Annotated in this window: 17 protein-coding genes, 1 pseudogene and 1 riboswitch; of the genes and pseudogenes, 10 read left to right on the top strand and 8 right to left on the bottom strand. The window is 71.5% G+C overall.

All coding sequences use genetic code 11. The annotated features are described in order from the left end of the window. Positions 1-22 precede the first annotated feature (22 nt). A riboswitch (cobalamin riboswitch) is annotated at positions 23-150 on the top strand. A 74-nt stretch (positions 151-224) separates the two neighbouring features. The 8 genes from LWF15_RS33750 to LWF15_RS33715 all read left to right on the top strand — a co-directional run bounded on the left by LWF15_RS33750 (position 225) and on the right by LWF15_RS33715 (position 6,190). Then, positions 225-923 (top strand): energy-coupling factor ABC transporter permease, encoded by a 699-nt coding sequence (locus LWF15_RS33750; protein WP_232815065.1) that lies wholly within the window; start codon positions 225-227, stop codon positions 921-923. Continuing rightward, positions 923-1,258, top strand: a complete 336-nt coding sequence (locus LWF15_RS33745; protein WP_232815064.1) for an energy-coupling factor ABC transporter substrate-binding protein — start codon at positions 923-925, stop codon at positions 1,256-1,258. Before LWF15_RS33750 ends, LWF15_RS33745 begins: the two co-directional genes overlap by 1 nt. Then, positions 1,255-2,001: a cobalt ECF transporter T component CbiQ gene (gene cbiQ, locus LWF15_RS33740; RefSeq protein WP_232815063.1), complete on the top strand. Its 747-nt coding sequence runs from the start codon at positions 1,255-1,257 to the stop codon at positions 1,999-2,001. The genes LWF15_RS33745 and cbiQ overlap by 4 nt, the downstream gene beginning before the upstream one ends. After that, entirely contained in the window at positions 1,998-2,828 is an 831-nt protein-coding gene (locus tag LWF15_RS33735; RefSeq protein ID WP_232815062.1) for an energy-coupling factor ABC transporter ATP-binding protein, read from the top strand. Before cbiQ ends, LWF15_RS33735 begins: the two co-directional genes overlap by 4 nt. A gap of 92 nt (positions 2,829-2,920) precedes the next feature. Beyond that, a complete protein-coding gene (locus tag LWF15_RS33730; RefSeq protein ID WP_232815061.1) occupies positions 2,921-3,676 on the top strand; it encodes an META domain-containing protein in 756 nt (251 codons plus the stop codon). A 242-nt stretch (positions 3,677-3,918) separates the two neighbouring features. Continuing rightward, a complete protein-coding gene (locus LWF15_RS33725) occupies positions 3,919-4,182 on the top strand; it encodes a hypothetical protein (protein WP_232815060.1) in 264 nt (87 codons plus the stop codon). Positions 4,183-4,300: 118 nt separating this feature from the next. Next, positions 4,301-5,005 carry a type II CAAX endopeptidase family protein gene (locus tag LWF15_RS33720; RefSeq protein WP_232815089.1) on the top strand — a complete coding sequence of 235 codons (705 nt, stop codon included), beginning with the start codon at positions 4,301-4,303 and terminating at the stop codon, positions 5,003-5,005. Between the two features lie 39 nt (positions 5,006-5,044). Continuing rightward, entirely contained in the window at positions 5,045-6,190 is a 1,146-nt protein-coding gene (locus tag LWF15_RS33715) for an FAD-dependent oxidoreductase (protein WP_232815059.1), read from the top strand. Between the two features lies 1 nt (position 6,191). Here LWF15_RS33715 and LWF15_RS33710 read toward each other — a convergent pair whose 3' ends face one another. Together LWF15_RS33710 and LWF15_RS37990 are read right to left on the bottom strand one after the other, a co-directional pair. Next, entirely contained in the window at positions 6,192-6,620 is a 429-nt protein-coding gene (locus LWF15_RS33710; RefSeq protein ID WP_232815058.1) for a transglycosylase SLT domain-containing protein, read from the bottom strand. Next, positions 6,617-7,858 carry a cytochrome P450 gene (locus tag LWF15_RS37990; protein ID WP_232815057.1) on the bottom strand — a complete coding sequence of 414 codons (1,242 nt, stop codon included), beginning with the start codon at positions 7,856-7,858 and terminating at the stop codon, positions 6,617-6,619. Before LWF15_RS37990 ends, LWF15_RS33710 begins: the two co-directional genes overlap by 4 nt. A 138-nt stretch (positions 7,859-7,996) precedes the next feature. Here LWF15_RS37990 and LWF15_RS33700 point away from each other — a divergent pair, with 138 nt between their 5' ends. Next, a complete protein-coding gene (locus LWF15_RS33700) occupies positions 7,997-8,968 on the top strand; it encodes an NADPH:quinone oxidoreductase family protein (RefSeq protein WP_232815056.1) in 972 nt (323 codons plus the stop codon). Between the two features lie 34 nt (positions 8,969-9,002). Here LWF15_RS33700 and LWF15_RS33695 read toward each other — a convergent pair whose 3' ends face one another. Both LWF15_RS33695 and LWF15_RS33690 read right to left on the bottom strand, forming a co-directional pair. Then, positions 9,003-9,962 carry a threonine ammonia-lyase gene (locus LWF15_RS33695; protein WP_232815055.1) on the bottom strand — a complete coding sequence of 320 codons (960 nt, stop codon included), beginning with the start codon at positions 9,960-9,962 and terminating at the stop codon, positions 9,003-9,005. Between the two features lie 29 nt (positions 9,963-9,991). Then, positions 9,992-11,443 (bottom strand): DUF309 domain-containing protein, encoded by a 1,452-nt coding sequence (locus LWF15_RS33690; RefSeq protein ID WP_232815054.1) that lies wholly within the window; start codon positions 11,441-11,443, stop codon positions 9,992-9,994. 57 nt (positions 11,444-11,500) lie between these two features. On the opposite strand from LWF15_RS33690, the gene LWF15_RS33685 reads away from it, so the two are divergent. Beyond that, complete coding sequence (locus tag LWF15_RS33685) at positions 11,501-11,755, top strand: hypothetical protein (protein WP_232815053.1); 255 nt, start codon at positions 11,501-11,503, stop codon at positions 11,753-11,755. Between the two features lie 12 nt (positions 11,756-11,767). Here the strand turns inward: LWF15_RS33685 and LWF15_RS33680 are convergent, their stop codons facing one another. The 4 genes and pseudogenes from LWF15_RS33680 to LWF15_RS33670 all read right to left on the bottom strand — a co-directional run bounded on the left by LWF15_RS33680 (position 11,768) and on the right by LWF15_RS33670 (position 14,440). Then, a complete protein-coding gene (locus LWF15_RS33680) occupies positions 11,768-12,349 on the bottom strand; it encodes a histidine phosphatase family protein (protein WP_232815052.1) in 582 nt (193 codons plus the stop codon). A gap of 162 nt (positions 12,350-12,511) precedes the next feature. Further along, a pseudogene (locus tag LWF15_RS38325) lies at positions 12,512-12,895 on the bottom strand (GNAT family N-acetyltransferase); the annotation flags it as partial. An 11-nt stretch (positions 12,896-12,906) separates the two neighbouring features. Beyond that, positions 12,907-14,127, bottom strand: a complete 1,221-nt coding sequence (locus LWF15_RS33675; RefSeq protein ID WP_232815051.1) for a GGDEF domain-containing protein — start codon at positions 14,125-14,127, stop codon at positions 12,907-12,909. Next, positions 14,078-14,440 carry a hypothetical protein gene (locus LWF15_RS33670; RefSeq protein ID WP_232815050.1) on the bottom strand — a complete coding sequence of 121 codons (363 nt, stop codon included), beginning with the start codon at positions 14,438-14,440 and terminating at the stop codon, positions 14,078-14,080. The genes LWF15_RS33675 and LWF15_RS33670 overlap by 50 nt, the downstream gene beginning before the upstream one ends. Positions 14,441-14,692: the final 252 nt, after the last annotated feature.

Below are 14,692 nucleotides of genomic sequence, written 5' to 3'. Positions count from 1 at the left end.
CACATTCACCGCGACGGCAGTGAAGGAAGCCGGTGTGAATCCGGCGCGGTCCCGCCACTGTCACCGGGAAGCAGACCCCCATGCCGTGCCACGGCCCTCCATCGGGCCGGAAGGCCGGGGCGAGCGTCGATCCGGGAAGCCAGGAGACTTCGGCCGTCGCATCCGATCCAGGGCGAGGACCCGAGGAGATCCGATGAGACACGTCTGCCAGGGCGAGGTGCTGCATGCACATCGCTGAGGGGTACCTGCCCCCGCTCCACGCCGCCGCCTGGACGGTGGCCGCCGCCCCGTTCGTCGTGCACGGCGCCCGCTGTGTGGTCCGCGAGGTGCGCGAACGCCCGGAGTCGCGCCTGCTGCTGGGTGCGGCCGGGGCCTTCACTTTCGTCCTGTCCGCCATCAAACTCCCCTCCGTGACAGGCAGTTCCAGTCACCCCACCGGGACCGGTCTGGGGGCGGTGCTGTTCCGGCCACCGGTGATGGCCGTGCTGGGCGCCATCGTGCTGTTGTTCCAGGCTCTGCTGCTGGCTCACGGCGGATTAACGACGCTCGGGGCCAACGCGTTCTCGATGGCGATCGTTGGTCCGTGGGTCGGGTACGGGGCCTACCGGGCCTGCTCGACGCTGGGACTTTCCTTCTCCGTCGGCGTTTTCGCCGCGCTGTCGCTGTCGGACCTGTCCACCTACGTGGTCACCTCGATCCAGCTCGGTCTGGCCCACCCCGACCCCTCCGGCGGTGTTCTCGGCTCGATCGGCGAGTTCCTGGGCATCTTCGCGCTCACCCAGATCCCGCTGGCGATCGCCGAAGGACTGCTGGGCGTGCTGGTGTTCCGCCTGCTGGCCCGGATCGCCCCGGACGAACTGAGCTCGCTCGGCCTGCAGCGCGCCCTGCCGGAATCCACCGTCGCCGCCGAGGAGCGTGCCTGATGGCCACCCGCACCCCGCGCCGCTGGGCCGTCGACGTGGCCCTGCTGCTGCTCGTCTTCGCGATCTTCGCCATCCCACTGGCCCTCCGGCTGAACACCGAGGGGCAGCCCGAGGGCGAGTCGTACGCCGGCAGCGACTCCTCGGCCACCACCAAGGTCGAGGAGATCAACCCGGACTACGACGTCTGGTTCAACCCGCTGTTCGAGCCCTCCTCCGGGGAGATCGAGTCCGGCCTGTTCGCCCTGCAGGCGGCGGTCGGCGCGGGCACTCTCGGGTTCATCATCGGCCGGCTTTCCGGCAACCGCCGCAGGGCCGAGGTCTCCTCCGAATCGTGAGTGCTCCGGCCATCGACACCGCTGCCTGGGCCAGCCCCTGGCGGCAGTACTCCCCCGGCGACAAGGTGCTGCTCAGCCTGGGACTGGTGATCAGCGCCCTGGTGCTGCCGCCCTGGCCCGCCTCGGCGCTGGTCACGGCGGCAGCGCTGGGCCTGATGCTGGGGCCGGGCCGGGTGCCGGTGCACCTGCTGGTGCGGGCGGCCTCGGGCCCGGCCGCGTTCATCGTCCTGGGCACGCTGAGCATCGCGATCACCTGGCGCAGCGAGGGTTTCGGTCCCACGGTCACCTCCGAGACCCTGGCCGCAGCCGCCTCCACCCTGGCCCACGCGGTGGCCGGCACCTGCGCGGTGCTGCTGCTGGCGGCCACCACCCCGATGACCGACCTGCTGTCCTGGGCCCGGCGCCGGGGCGTGCCGGAGGCCGTGGTGGATGTGGCCGGCCTGATCTACCGCCTGCTGTTCGTCCTGCTGGAGTCGGTGAGCGCGGTGCGTGCGGCGCAGACCGCCCGGCTGGGGTACACCTCCCGCCGCGCGGCTCTGCGCTCGGCCTCCACCCTCGCCGCCGCCACCCTGACCCGCGCCTTCGAGCGGGCCCGGCGCCTGGAGTCGGGCCTGGCCGGAAGAGGTTTCGAGGGCGTGATGCGAACCGTCGGCCAGCAGCAGACGTCCTCAATCTGGTTCGTCGGTGGCACCCTGGCCGGGCTCGTGACCCTGGTGGCGGTCTCGCTCGGGGTGGCGCAGTGAACACCGAAGTGATCGGCCTGGAGTTCGCCTACACCGGTGGGCCGCCGGTGCTGGCCGGGGTGGACCTGAAAATTGCCGCGGGCTCACGCACAGCCGTGCTCGGCGCCAACGGTTCGGGCAAGAGCACCCTGCTGCGTTGCCTTTCCGGCGCGCTGAAGCCGACCGCCGGGCGGATCAGTGTGGGCGGCAGCGAACTGCGGCACTCCCGGGCGGGCCTGCGCGAGCACCGGCACCGGCTGCAGTTGATCACCCAGGATCCGGACGATCAGCTGTTCTCCGCCTCGGTGCGCGAGGACGTGTCGTTCGGGCCGGTGAACCAGGGCCTGCCCGACGCCGAGGTGCGGGCCCGCTGCGACGAGGCGCTGCACCTGCTGGCCGCCACTCACCTGGCCGACCGGCCGACCCATCAGCTGTCCTTCGGCGAGCGCAAGCGCGTGGCCATGGCCGGGGCGGTGGCCATGCGCCCGGCCGTGCTGGTGCTCGATGAGCCGACGGCCGGGCTGGACCCCGCCGCCGGTGTCGAGGCCGTCGACGCCCTGGCCCGCCTGCACGCTCAGGGCACCACGCTGATCATGGCCACCCACGACGTGGATCTGGCCCTGGCCTGGTCGGACGAGGTCGTGGTGCTGAGCGGGGGCACCGCTCAGCAGGGAACGGCGGCGCAGTTGCTCGACGACGACGAGGTGCTGGAACGAGCCCGGTTGCGGCGGCCCTGGGTGCTGGCCGTGACGTCGCGGCTGCGCAGGCTGGGGGTGTTGGGGCCGCAGACTGCTGCCCGGGACGAGGCTGGACTACTGGCCCTGCTGGAGGGTTCCGGCCCGGTGTGATCGGCTCCTCGCCCCGTGGACGAACGGGGCCGAACCTCACTGGATCCGCCCAAGCCGACCCGGCGCGACTCGCGAACTGCTATCCCTTGCCCATGCCGTTCAGGAGGCTCTGGCCCTCGCTCGCCGCCGTTCTCGTTCTCGGTGCGTGCGCCGACGCACCCGCCGCCGCACCCCCGCCGCCCTCCCCGACGCCTTCGACCCCCTCGGCCATGCAACGGGCCATCGTCGGCACCTGGTCTCCAGCAGCGATCCCCGGCTTCACCCCCACCCGGAGCGACTCCTCGTTCCAGGACGCCGGCATCACGTTCACCGACGACGGGGCCTGGAAGGAGAGCGACGGGTGCAACAAGTCGACCGGGACCTACCGCATCGATCCCGAGGGCACCTTCACCTGGACCCCGCCGCGCGGCACCACCCGGATCGGCTGCGCCAATGTGCCGAACCTCAGGGTTCTGGAAGCCGCCGACTCGGCCCGCATCGAGGGCGGTGACCTGGTCTTCGAGAGCGGAACCGGACCGGAACGCACCACCCTCGGGCGCTATTACTGGACGAACTACGACCAGCGACGCCCGGCCGACCAGGGTGCCGACCTGCCCCGGACCGCCCTCGCGGACTGGCCCTGCAGCGCCAACGACACCCGACTCTATGCCGATCCGAAGGGAACCCGGCCGGACCTGACCGGTCAGTCGCTGAACGAACTGCGGCGGTTCCTGAAGCAGCACGGCAACGAGGTACGGGTGCTGGGCGAGGACGGGGACTGCCACGGAGCCCGTACCGACGATCTCAGCTACCTGCGCGTCAACGTGTTCGTCCGCGACAACGAGGTGGTCTGGGCCTCGGTCTTCTGAATCGTTACCGGCCGCCCGACCAGGGCTTCTCCACGCACCTAGGCCGCCGCAGTCGTCCGTTCGCGGGACTCCTCTTTCACATCCCTCGCGAAGGTGACAACATGTCTCTGTTCTGAGCGGCTGCCGACCCGGCCCAGAGGACATCCCCCGGAGCTGCCCGCCCGAGGGGCACAGCACAGCCGACCGTTGGCCACGACCACCTCGTCGACCAGGGGCCGCGCGTCATCGTTGGAGGCATTCGCTTGGCCGAGAGCCTGGAAGGCTGGGCCCCGCGCCGCCGTCCTCCGCTGCCGGAAGACCGCGACCGCAAGGTCATGCTCGGCCTCACGCTGGCCCTGATGGCCGCCACGGTCGTCGGCGTGGTCACGGCCATGCTGCTCCTGGCCGGCACCGACCGGCGCCAGCTGGACGGCCCGCTCGACCCGAGCAGCCAGATCTCCGCCTGCCACATCCAGTACCCGACCGACGAGGCCGCGGCCGACGCCTGCATCGCCGGCCTGCCCTGAATCGGCTTGAATCGGCTCTGACTCTGCGCGCCCGCGGTGGCCGATTGTGGACAATCCCCCTAACTTCGGATTGTCCACCGGCTGAGCTGTAGCGCGAGAGGGTGCCCCGTTGACCGACGTGATCTCCCCCGGGACCCACGCCCCGAGCACCACTCAGCCCCGCCCCGGCTGGCCCGAGATCGCGGTCGCAGCAGCAGCTTTCGTCGCCTGCCTGGGCCTGACCATCATCGCCGCCGGCCTCGTGCCGGACGAGCGCCCGGTCCAGCTCGGCCTCGTGGCCGTGGCCCTGTCGATCTTGCTCGGCCTGGGCCCCTTCGCCGCCGCCTACTTCCTGCGCATCCGTGACCTGGCCGTCTTCGGCGTGCGCCGGGTCCCGCGCCGGTGGCTGGGCATCGGCGTGGCCGCCGGGCTGGCCTGCTTCATGGCCAACATCGTGGTCGGGGTGCTCTACCGCACCGTCACCGGCGACGAGACGAACGCCCAGGAGGGCCTGCAGACCGCCACCGGCAGCAGCATCCCCGTCCTGCTGCTCATGCTCCTGCTCGGCGCCGTGGCCACCCCGGTCGCCGAGGAACTGCTGTGGCGCGGCGTCCTGGCCAACGCCCTGGCCCGCTACGGCCTGTGGATCTCGGTGATCGCCAGTTCCGCCCTGTTCGCCCTGGCCCACGGCGTCAACAACGTCCTGCCCGGCGCCTTCGTCATCGGCGCGGTCTGCGCCCTGCTCCTCCACCGCTCCGGCTCGATCTGGCCTGCGGTGATCGTGCACCTGGTGAACAACTTCCTCGCCATGAGCATCGTCGGCCTGGTCGAACTGACCGCCTGAGATCGGCCAAGAGCCCTCGCCCTGGGTAGGCTGCGGGCCGTGGCCGGACAAAAGACGCAAGTTGTGATCGCCGGCGGTGGTATCGCCGGTACCGCTGCCGCCCTGGCCCTGCACCGGGCCGGCCTGGAGGTCGTGGTCTGCGAGGCGCATCCGCGCACCGCCGGTGACCTGGGCGCGTTCCTCACGCTGGCGAGCAACGGGATGCGGGCGCTGGGGCAGTTCGGGGCGGCCGAGGCGGTGAGCCGGGCCGGGTTCGACCTGACCTCGATGAGTGCGCTCGACGAGAACGGCACCGAACTGGTCAGCCGGCCGATGGGCGAGCACGAGGATCCCCTGACCCGGTTCCGGTGCCTGCGCTGGAGCGAACTCACGGCGGCGCTTCAGGCCGAGGTGGTGGCGCAGGGCATCGAGCTGCGGCACGGGGCCGCGCTGGTGTCGGCGCGGGAAGAGGCGGACGGGGTGACGGCCGAGCTGGCCGACGGCAGCACGGTCACGGCGCAGTTGCTGGTCGGGGCCGATGGGCTGAACTCCGGTGTGCGCCAGATGATCGACCCGGGCGCGGCCGGGCCCAGATATGCCGGACAGCGGGTCTTCTACGGCTACACCAAGGAATTCGTGCCGCCCAGCGTGCCGGGCCGGATCACGATGGTGCGGGGGCGGGCGGCGAACTTCGGTTACACGGTCTCGCCCGAGGGCCAGACTTACTGGTTCGCACGACAGACTGCGGACGCTCTCGAGCACGTCGGCACGGAACCGTCACCGCAGTTGCGGGCCGAGTTGGCGGAAGGGCTGCGGCAGGACCGCACGCCCGCCGCCGACATCGTCGCCGCCACCGGGGGCATCCTGGCCACGAACGCCCGCGACCTGCCTCAGGTCGAGAAATGGCACAGCGAGCGAATTCTGATCATTGGGGACGCGGCCCACGCGGCTTCTCCGGCCACCGGCCAGGGGGCTTCGATGGCCTTCGAGGACGCGGTGGTGCTGGCGAAGGCGTTGCGCGACAGCGAGAACCAGAGCGACGCCCTCAAGGAGTACGAGCAGCTGCGGCGGCCCCGCACGGAGTACAACATTGCCGCCAGCGCCGCCATGACCGGTGCTTCCGGCCCGCCGCCGAAGCTGCCGCCGGCCCCGTTCAGTGATGAGGACGTGGCCCGGCAGCTGGACTGGGAAACGCCGCTGCCCTGACCTACTCCTGCGCTGGAGGTGCCCCGGGCGACAGGCGATGGCCGTAGCCCGGGGTTCCACTCCACACGCCCAGCCCCTCCGGATACCCCTCGGCGACCGCAGCGGCCTGAGCGTCGGCACGAAATTTCCGGTAGCGCGCCGATTCTCCGCGGTGCGTGACCGTCCACGGCGAAACGTCGCGGCCCTGACGGGACACCTCGTAGGCGGCGCGGGCGTTCTCCGACGGATCATAGAGGTCGTGCTCGGCCAGGTGCCGGTGGGCCTGGACGTTGATCTGCCAGAGCCCGCGCGAGTCCTCACCGCGCGGGTTGTGGGCGCCCGCCCGGCCCCCGGACTCGGCCAGGGCGATCGCCGTCATGGTGGTCGCCTGGTCGGGGGTGAATCCGGCCTGGACCGCGTGCTGGAAGATCTGCCGCGCCGAGAGTTTCATGAGCGCAACGGGATCCGCCGTAGGGCGCGGATGTTCTGGGTGGGCTGCCACTGTGGGCGTCCGGCCCGGCGCAGTTCCGGCCGCCGCTCGAACAGGGCCTGGATCGCGATCTCGGTCTCCAGCCGGGCCAGACCGGCGCCGATGCAGTAGTGCTCACCGCCCGAGAACGCCAGATGGGCCTTGCTGTTGGGGCGATCCAGCTGGAAAGTGTCGGCCTGCTCGAACACTTCCGGATCGCGGCAGCCCCCGGCCAGCAGCAGGAACACCTCGTGCCCGGCCCGTAGTTCCTGCCCAGCGATCTCGCAGTCCTGATGCACCCGCCGCGCCGTGAACTGCACCGGCGGCTCGTAGCGCAGCATCTCCTCGATCGCCCGGCCGAGGACCTCCCGGTCGGCCAGGGCAGCCCGGCGCAGCTCCGGATGGTCGACGAAACGTGAGGTCAGGTGACCCATGAGGCCAACCGACGTCTCAAATCCGGCGATCAGCAACACGCCCAGGGTGGCCTTGAAATCAAACCGGTTCAGCTGGCCCGGATCATCGGCCCGCTCGGAGAGCGAGGCCAGCAGCGACCCCTCCGGGGCCCGCCGGCGATCGGAGATCGCCTCGTCCAGATAGACGTTCAGGTCTTCCCACCCCGACTGAAGACGTCGTTGGCGGCGTGTGTTGGGCAGGCCGGCAGTGGTGGAGAGCGGCAGGATCTCGCCCATCGCAGCCAGCCGCCGCCAGTCCTCCAGAGGCAGGCCGGTGAGCCGGCAGATGATCCGCACCGCCAGCGGCACCGAGTAGTCCTGCACCACGTCGAACCGGGGCCGGCCGGCCAGCTCGTCGAGACGCTGGTGGGCCAGCCCGAGCAGGGCCTCACGGCGCTGCTGCAGCGCCTTGGCGGTGAACCAGGGGGTGACCATGCGACGCAGCCGTGGGTGGTCGGGCCGATTGCGCATCAGGAACGAGTCCTCCACCGGCCGCACCAGGCCCGAACTCAGTCGCGGCGGATCGGTCACCCCCAACTGCGGGGCGCGCACCGCCTGGGAGATGAACTCGTGCGAGGCGCTGATGTAAACCGGGGCCAGTGTGCTGCGTACCACTTGTCCGCGGCTGCGGATCGTGTCGTACAACGGGTATGGGTCACGCTGCGGGCGCCGGACAATGAGCTGTGCCAACGGTTCCCGGCGATAGGCCGCGTACCGGTACGCGCCGCGGATGTAGGCGACGAACGCCCGTTCGCGCACGCTGCTCACCCGACTTCCCTTACTTCGCTTCATACTTCCCCCGATTCCGTCCGGGCACAGCTGTGCACAGCCTGGTCCATCTGCCTACGGTAGGCCGCACCACGCCTCTCGAGCGAGGGCAGACCTGTTTCACGATGAGGAGGAACAGTGCGGGCAGCACGTATCACCAGCACAAACGGGCCGCGGTCGGTGCAGATCGACGAGATCGCCGAACCGGTGGCCGGGCCGGGTGAGATCCTGATCGACGTCGAGGCCGCCGGGGTCAACTTCCCCGACCTGCTGATGTCCCGGAACCTGTACCAGTACAAGCCCGAACTGCCCTTCGTGATGGGGGGCGAACTGGCCGGCACCGTGCGCGAGGCGCAGCCGGGCAGCGGCTTCGCACCGGGCGACCGGGTGGTCGCGGCCACCACCGTGGGCGCCTTCGCCCCGACCGTCGCCGCCCCGGCCGACCGGGTGCTCCACCTGCCGGCGTCGGTCGCCTTCACCGCCGGGGCCTGCCTGCCGCTGAACTACCTGACCATGGCCCACGGGCTGATCCGGCGCGGCGGTCTCAGCGAGGGCGAGACCGTGCTGGTGCACGGCGCGGCCGGGGGTATCGGCACGGCCACCCTGCAGCTGGCCCAGGCCTGGGGCGCACGGGTGATCTCGGTGGTCTCCACCCCCGAGAAGGCCGACTTCGTCAAGGCCCTGGGCTCCGACGAGGTGGTGCTGGCCGAGGGGTTCAAGGACGCGGTGCTGGAGCTGACGTCAGGAGCGGGGGCGGACCTGGTGGTCGACCCGGTCGGTGGTGACCGGTTCACCGATTCGCTGCGCTGCCTGGCCCCGCTGGGCCGGCTGCTGGTGCTGGGCTTCACCGCCGGCGACATCCCCACCGTCAAGGTGAACCGGCTGCTGCTGAACAACATCGACGTGCGCGGCGTCGGCTGGGGCGCCTACCTGCTCAAGCACCCCGAGATCTTCCAGGAGGACTGGGACCGGCTGGTGCCGCTGCTGGAGGCCGGCCGGATCGATCCGCCGGTGCACCGCACCTACGCCCTGAACGAGGTCGGCGCGGCCGTCGCCTCGCTGGAGGAGCGCGGCGTACTGGGCAAGGCGGTGGTTCTGCCCCGCACCTGATCCACCGGCGTCTGGTGACCGGTTCCCGGACCGGTCACCAGGCCCAGCCGCGGTAGGCCTCCAGCTCCACGTTGCTGCCGCAGACGATGGTGACCACGTGCCGTCCGGCGAAGCGCTCGCGGTCTTCCAGGACGGCGGCCAGGCCGAGTGCGGCCGAGGGCTCGACCACCAGCCCGGCGTGCTCCAGCAGCAACCGCATGCCCGCGACGATCGACTCCTCCTCCACCAGTACCGCGTCGTCGGCGACCAGCAGCAGGTCCTGCAGCACCTCGGGGATGGGGAAGCGCCCGGCCACCCCGTCGGCGATCGTCTCCATGGTCTCGGTGTTGACCACCTGTCGCCGGCGCCACGAGAGGGTCAGGGCCGGAGCGCCTTTCGGCTGGACGCAGACCACCTCGACGCCCGGGGCCAGGGTCCGCAGCACGTGCCCGATCCCGGTGGCCAGGGCCCCGCCGCCCAGCGCGATCAGCACGGTGTCGAAGCCCGAGGTGCTCTCGGCCAGTTCCAGGCCGATCGTGGCCGCGCCCTCGCAGGTGCTCAGGTCGAGGCTGTCCTCGACCAGCCGGACGCCGTCGCGCTGGGCCAGCACCACGGCCCGCTCGCGAGCCTGCTCGAAGTCGCCGTCGACCAGTTCCAGCGTGGCCCCCAGGGCACGCATCCGCTCGAGCTTGACCGGCGGCGCCTGTCGGCGGGCCACGACCTTCACGTCCAGCCCCCGTCGCCGCCCGGACCAGGCCAGGGCCTGCCCCAGGTTGCCCGCGCTGGCGCACACCAGAGCGCTGCCGCCGTTCGCGACCACTTCCTCGGTGACCAGCTCGGCTCCGCGGCCCTTGAAGCTGCGCACCGGATTGGCGGTTTCCAGCTTGATGCTGACCTTGCAGTCCATCACCGGTTCCAGCGGCTCACAGCGGTACAACGGGGTGTTGAGGAAGAGCGGATCGATCACCCTGCGGGCAGCGCGGATGCGGGCGGTGTCCAGGCGCGTCTTCTGCACCCGCAGCAGGTTAGGGCCTGCTCCGCAGGTCAGCCGCCTACTTCGGGGTACCGGGCAGGGCCGCCGGGCGCCTCCTCGCTCGGGCGCTCACCCTGAAGTCGCGGCAGACTCGCCGTCAGGTCGCGCGGTTCGCGGATCCGGCCGCACCAGGCCAGCAGCCCGTCCACGTCCACGGCGTGCGGGGGGCTCCCCGCGTAGCCGCCCAAGTGCTGCTGGGCGCGCTGCAACAGCGTGGTCGCACCGGCCTGGTTGCCACGGTGCGCGTGCGTGATCGCCACACACAACTGCGCCAGCCCCTTCCACAGGTCCCGCTCTTGCGCCGGCGCGGCCTTCCAGGCTGCCTCCAGCACCTCGTGAGCCGAGAACGCCCGCCCCTGCCCCAGCAGGGTCTGGGCAAAGGCCAGGGCTTCCGGCGGCGGCAGCGGCTCTTCCGAGACCGGCTCCACACCGTCGGGGTGCCCGTACGGCAGCGGCCGCCCCAGAGCGTCGCGCGGCCGGCTCTGCTGAGGACGGCCCTCAGGGGTACGGTCGCGCCTGCGGACACTGCCTTCCTGGAGCGTTTCCCAACGGGCGAACTCGGCAACCACCGAGACTGCCGATGCTTCCGCCTTCAGCAGTCCTACCCCCTGCCCGGCGTCCAGACAGGCCACGTCGTAGTCGAGCGCCGCACTGGCCCGCCGGTACCGCTCGGCCACCCCGTCGTTGATGGCGAGTTCGTCCTCCCGGCCCACCCACTCGTCGTGGAAACCGTTACGCAGCGCGCGCTCCCCGAACTCGGCCGGCCAGCCGGAGCGCGCCGCCACGTCGAAGACCCGCGTGTACACGGTGTCGGCCCCGCCTGTCTGTCCCAGCCGCGCCCGGGCGGCCGCCGGGGTGTCGGACTCCTCGCAGGTCAGGAACGCCGTCCCCGCCCAGGCTCCGGCCGCCCCGGCCGCCAGAACGGCGGCCAGCCCTCGCGCACCGGCAATCGCGCCCGCCGCCAGCACCGGCACGTCACCGGCGACGTCCAGCACGTCTTGCAGCAGCGGCAGCGTGCCCATCGCGTCCCGCCCGTGACCGCCGCCTTCGCGCCCCCGGGCGACGAGAACGTCTACCCCGGCCGCCAGGGCCGCCCGCGCCTCTTCGGCCGTGGCCACCGTGGTCGCCAGCGGAAGCCCGGCCGCGTGCACCCGCTCGACCCAGCGCGCATAGTCGCCGTAACTCACCGACACCAGCGCGGGCCCGGCCTCCAGCGCGGCATCCATCTGCTGCGTACGGCTCTCCAGCACCCAAGCCTGCAGACCAACCCCGAAGACCCCGGTCGCCGCCTGCGCGGCCTGGCGGGTGACCCACTCCGGCGAGTGCCGGGCCCCCACCCCGACCATGCCCAGGGCCCCGGCCGCTGACACTGCCGCGGCCAGCCGCCCGCTCGCGACCCCGGCCATGGGCGCGCACACCACCGGCACCCTGACTCCGAACCGCTGCGTCAACCAGGTCTGCATCCGCTCGTCCTCCTCTGAGTGCTTGCCCCCGCACCGCCCGGGCCTGAGGCTGGCCTCATGCCCGCAACCGATCCTTCCAGTCCCGTCCAGCCCGTCCAGCCCGACCAGCCCGATCTGATGCAGGCACTGCGCCGCTGGGAAGAGGCTGGCGGCACGTGGCAGGTGGCCGCCCGCACCAGCGGGTCGGTCACCGTGGCCCTGCTGCGCTGCGACGGCGGCGAAGAAGTCGACCGCCTCAGTTCTCACGACCCGCAGGCGGTGCAGGCGCTGGCGGGGCGCACCGGAAGCGAGGAGGGACCGCTGGTCAGCTGAAGGAACCGCCCGTCACAACCGCTGCCAGCCCTGCGCAACCTGCCGGGTCACGCTGTCGAAGCTGTACCAGCTGCCCTGCCCGGGCTGGTCGAAGCGCCGCGAGATGGCCACGCCGCGCAGAGCGCACTGCAGCAGCGTGCCCACCCCGCCATGCGTGGCCAGCACCACGCTTCCGCCGTCGCGCGTCCCAACCGCCGGCCGGGCCAGCTCCAGCACCCGGTCCACGGCCCGCACGATGCGCTGCTGCGCGTCGAGCGCTGTCTCCCACCCCAGCACGCTACGCTCAGGTTCGGCGAAGAAAGCATCGGCCAGCGCCTCGAACTCCTGCGGCGGCACGAACCCGGTTGCACTGCGGTCGTTCTCACCCAGCTCGGCATCGACGTGCACGCGACACCCACTGGCCTCGGCCATCGCCTGCGCGGTCTGCAGCGCCTTCCGTTCCGCGCTGGAGGCCACGAAGCCGGCCGATCGCGCCCACGGCATGGCCACCAGGCGCTGCACCCGCTCCTGCCCGGCCGCCGACAACTGCCACTGCGGCACCGGAACGAGCGGATCGACCCGGACCTCGGGATGGGAGACCACGTACACGATCATCCGGGCAGCATCCCAGAGCCGGATCCCCCGCCGCCGAGGGGCAGGAAGAACAACTCCTCGTCGTCGTCGTTCACCTCGTTCATCGACGTGAACCCGTACCGCAGACAGAAACCCCGTGGAGAGCCCCGGCCCGGGACCCACCGAGGTCAGAAGGATCTCGGCCCCGGGGCGGGTGCGCAGGTAGGCCACGACCAGGTCGAGAGCTGCGGTGCCGTACCCGCGCCGCTGGTGACGCTCATCGATCAGGAACCGCCACAGGTAGTACGGGCTGTACCGGGGGGCGGAACCTGGAGTCTTCCGGTACGCCGTCCTTGAGCAGCACGAACCCCACGGGCTCGGCCTGCGCACAGACGGCGCGGAACCAGGGCCTGGCCGAGGGCTTCCGCCGCAGCCTCGGTCAGAGAGTTCCTGACTCCATCGACGAACTGCTCCTGCCCAGGCGCGAGGCGCAGCGCCTCCACCGCGGGACGGTTGCCAGGAGTGATCTCGCGCAGCTCGACTGTCACTGCGACAGTCCACCAAGGACGAGTTCGCGACGCCTTGCATTAGCTCCAGCGCTACGTCACCGGTTCGGTGGCCGCCGCGGCGCCCGGCTGAACCTTCGGCGCAGGCGCCTCGCCTGAGCGGGGGCCGGGTGGATCGGCCACGCGCACCTGGTCACGTCCACCGGCCTTGGCGGCGTACAGCGCGGCGTCGGCCCGGGCGAACACCTCTGCGGCCGACTCCAGGCCGTCCCAGCCCGACACTCCGGCCGAAAAGGTCTGCCCTGCGGGGGTGGTGGGGCGCAGGGAGTCGATCAGCGCGGCCGCTGCAGGCAGGTCGTGGCCCAGCAGGAGCACCACGAACTCCTCCCCTCCCCAGCGGCCGAGCATCACCGAGCGCTCGGGCCCGGCGCCGGCCCCGACGGCGTCCAGGTGGGCCTTCCAGGCTGCGGCGGCGGCCACGAGCAGGCTGTCCCCGGCCTGGTGGCCGAAGGTGTCGTTGAAGGACTTGAAGCGGTCGAGGTCGAGCACGGCCACGCACAGCGGTGAGCCCTCGGCGCGGGCGCGGGTCTGCAGGCGCTCCAGTTCGGCGTCGCTGGTGCGGCGGTTCGGCAGGTTGGTCAGGGCGTCGGTGCGGGCCAGGTCGGCCAGCCTGGACGCCTGCTCGTCCAAGCGCCGCAGGAGGCCGGACATGCGCCAGACCACCAGCAGGAACAGGACGACCGAGGACAGGCCGACGGCCCAGGCCTCCACCCGTAACCCCAGAGCCAGTTGCAGCAGCAGGGTGCCGGGGGCCACCAGACTTGCCAGAGTCAGGGCGAGCAGGCGGCCGCGGGTGAACTGAGGGTCCGTCTCGCCGCTGCCGATATCGGTGAGGCGACGCATGGAGGGGTGCAGGGCCGCGGTGGAAAAGCACACGTAGCTCAGTAGCCAGGGCAGCGTGATCAGGCCGCCGGTGTAGGTCTCGGTCATCGACGTGTACTGGTAGGCGCAGTCGGCGACGAGCAGCAGCGCGTTGCCCGCTACCAGCCAGCGGAACGCGGGGGTGCGTGAGCCCGTGGTGGTGAGCAGGCGCACCAGCAGGGCCAGCATCAGCAGGTCGCCGAGCGGGTAGGCGGCGGCCAGCACCCGTTCGGTGGCCGACTCGCCGGCCGACTCCAGACCGGGCCGCATCAGCAGCACCCAGCTGACCAGCACCGAGCCGACGGTGAAGATGGCCGCGTCGGTGAAACCCTCGCGGTCGCCCTCACCGCGCCGGGCCCGCACGAAGCACCAGAAACCGGCGGCGATGACCATGTAGCTGATCAGGTACAGCGCATCGGCGGGGAGAGGGGAACGGCGAGATGTGCAGGATCCAGTTGTAGACCGCCCAGAGCACGTCGGCCGCCGCCCAGACCACGATCCCGGCGGTGACCACCCACCAGCCGAGCGAGGCGGGCGGACGGTGCCGGCGGATGCCGACCACCATCATCGCCACGCACCCGAAACTGATGAACGTGTAGAGCACGTCGTGCCAGAGCCCGGCGGGCATCAGGGTGCACACGACGGACAACGAGACGCCGACAGCCAGGTGCAGTCGGATCAGCGCATCGACGCGGGCACGGCTCACCCAGGTTGTTTCGACTCGGGGGCTGCCCCGACTGAACTCTCGCCACCCGTTCGGCGGGCGGAGGCGGCCGGGGCGCGCAGACCGTCGAGCAGGAACCGCAACCGTCGCCGGTAGTCGTCCCGGGACTGCCCCGGTTGCTGATCGCAACCCCGCACCACCAGGCAACGTTCCAGGATCAGGTGGCCCAGATCGTCCACTCCTTCATCGAGGGTTCGTGCACGTTGCGCCCGATGACGAAGACGTCGAGCGCGA

The sequence above is a fragment of the Kineosporia rhizophila genome, from assembly GCF_021277265.1.
In the GTDB taxonomy this organism is placed as follows: Bacteria; Actinomycetota; Actinomycetes; order Actinomycetales; family Kineosporiaceae; genus Kineosporia; species Kineosporia rhizophila.
The sequence above is the reverse complement of the archived record's forward strand: the minus strand, read 5'-3'. Positions and strand labels throughout refer to the sequence as shown.

What these genes read in the sequence shown, in the direction of transcription:
- LWF15_RS33750 (WP_232815065.1), top strand. Translation starts at nt 225, where the DNA reads ATGCACATCGCTGAGGGGTACCTGCCCCCGCTCCACGCCGCCGCCTGG.
- LWF15_RS33745 (WP_232815064.1), top strand. Translation starts at nt 923, where the DNA reads ATGGCCACCCGCACCCCGCGCCGCTGGGCCGTCGACGTGGCCCTGCTG.
- LWF15_RS33730 (WP_232815061.1), top strand. Translation starts at nt 2,921, where the DNA reads ATGCCGTTCAGGAGGCTCTGGCCCTCGCTCGCCGCCGTTCTCGTTCTC.
- LWF15_RS33710 (WP_232815058.1), bottom strand. Translation starts at nt 6,620, where the DNA reads ATGAAACTCTCGGCGCGGCAGATCTTCCAGCACGCGGTCCAGGCCGGA.
- LWF15_RS33690 (WP_232815054.1), bottom strand. Translation starts at nt 11,443, where the DNA reads ATGCAGACCTGGTTGACGCAGCGGTTCGGAGTCAGGGTGCCGGTGGTG.
- LWF15_RS33685 (WP_232815053.1), top strand. Translation starts at nt 11,501, where the DNA reads ATGCCCGCAACCGATCCTTCCAGTCCCGTCCAGCCCGTCCAGCCCGAC.
- LWF15_RS33680 (WP_232815052.1), bottom strand. Translation starts at nt 12,349, where the DNA reads ATGATCGTGTACGTGGTCTCCCATCCCGAGGTCCGGGTCGATCCGCTC.
- LWF15_RS33675 (WP_232815051.1), bottom strand. Translation starts at nt 14,127, where the DNA reads ATGGTCATCGCCGCCGGTTTCTGGTGCTTCGTGCGGGCCCGGCGCGGT.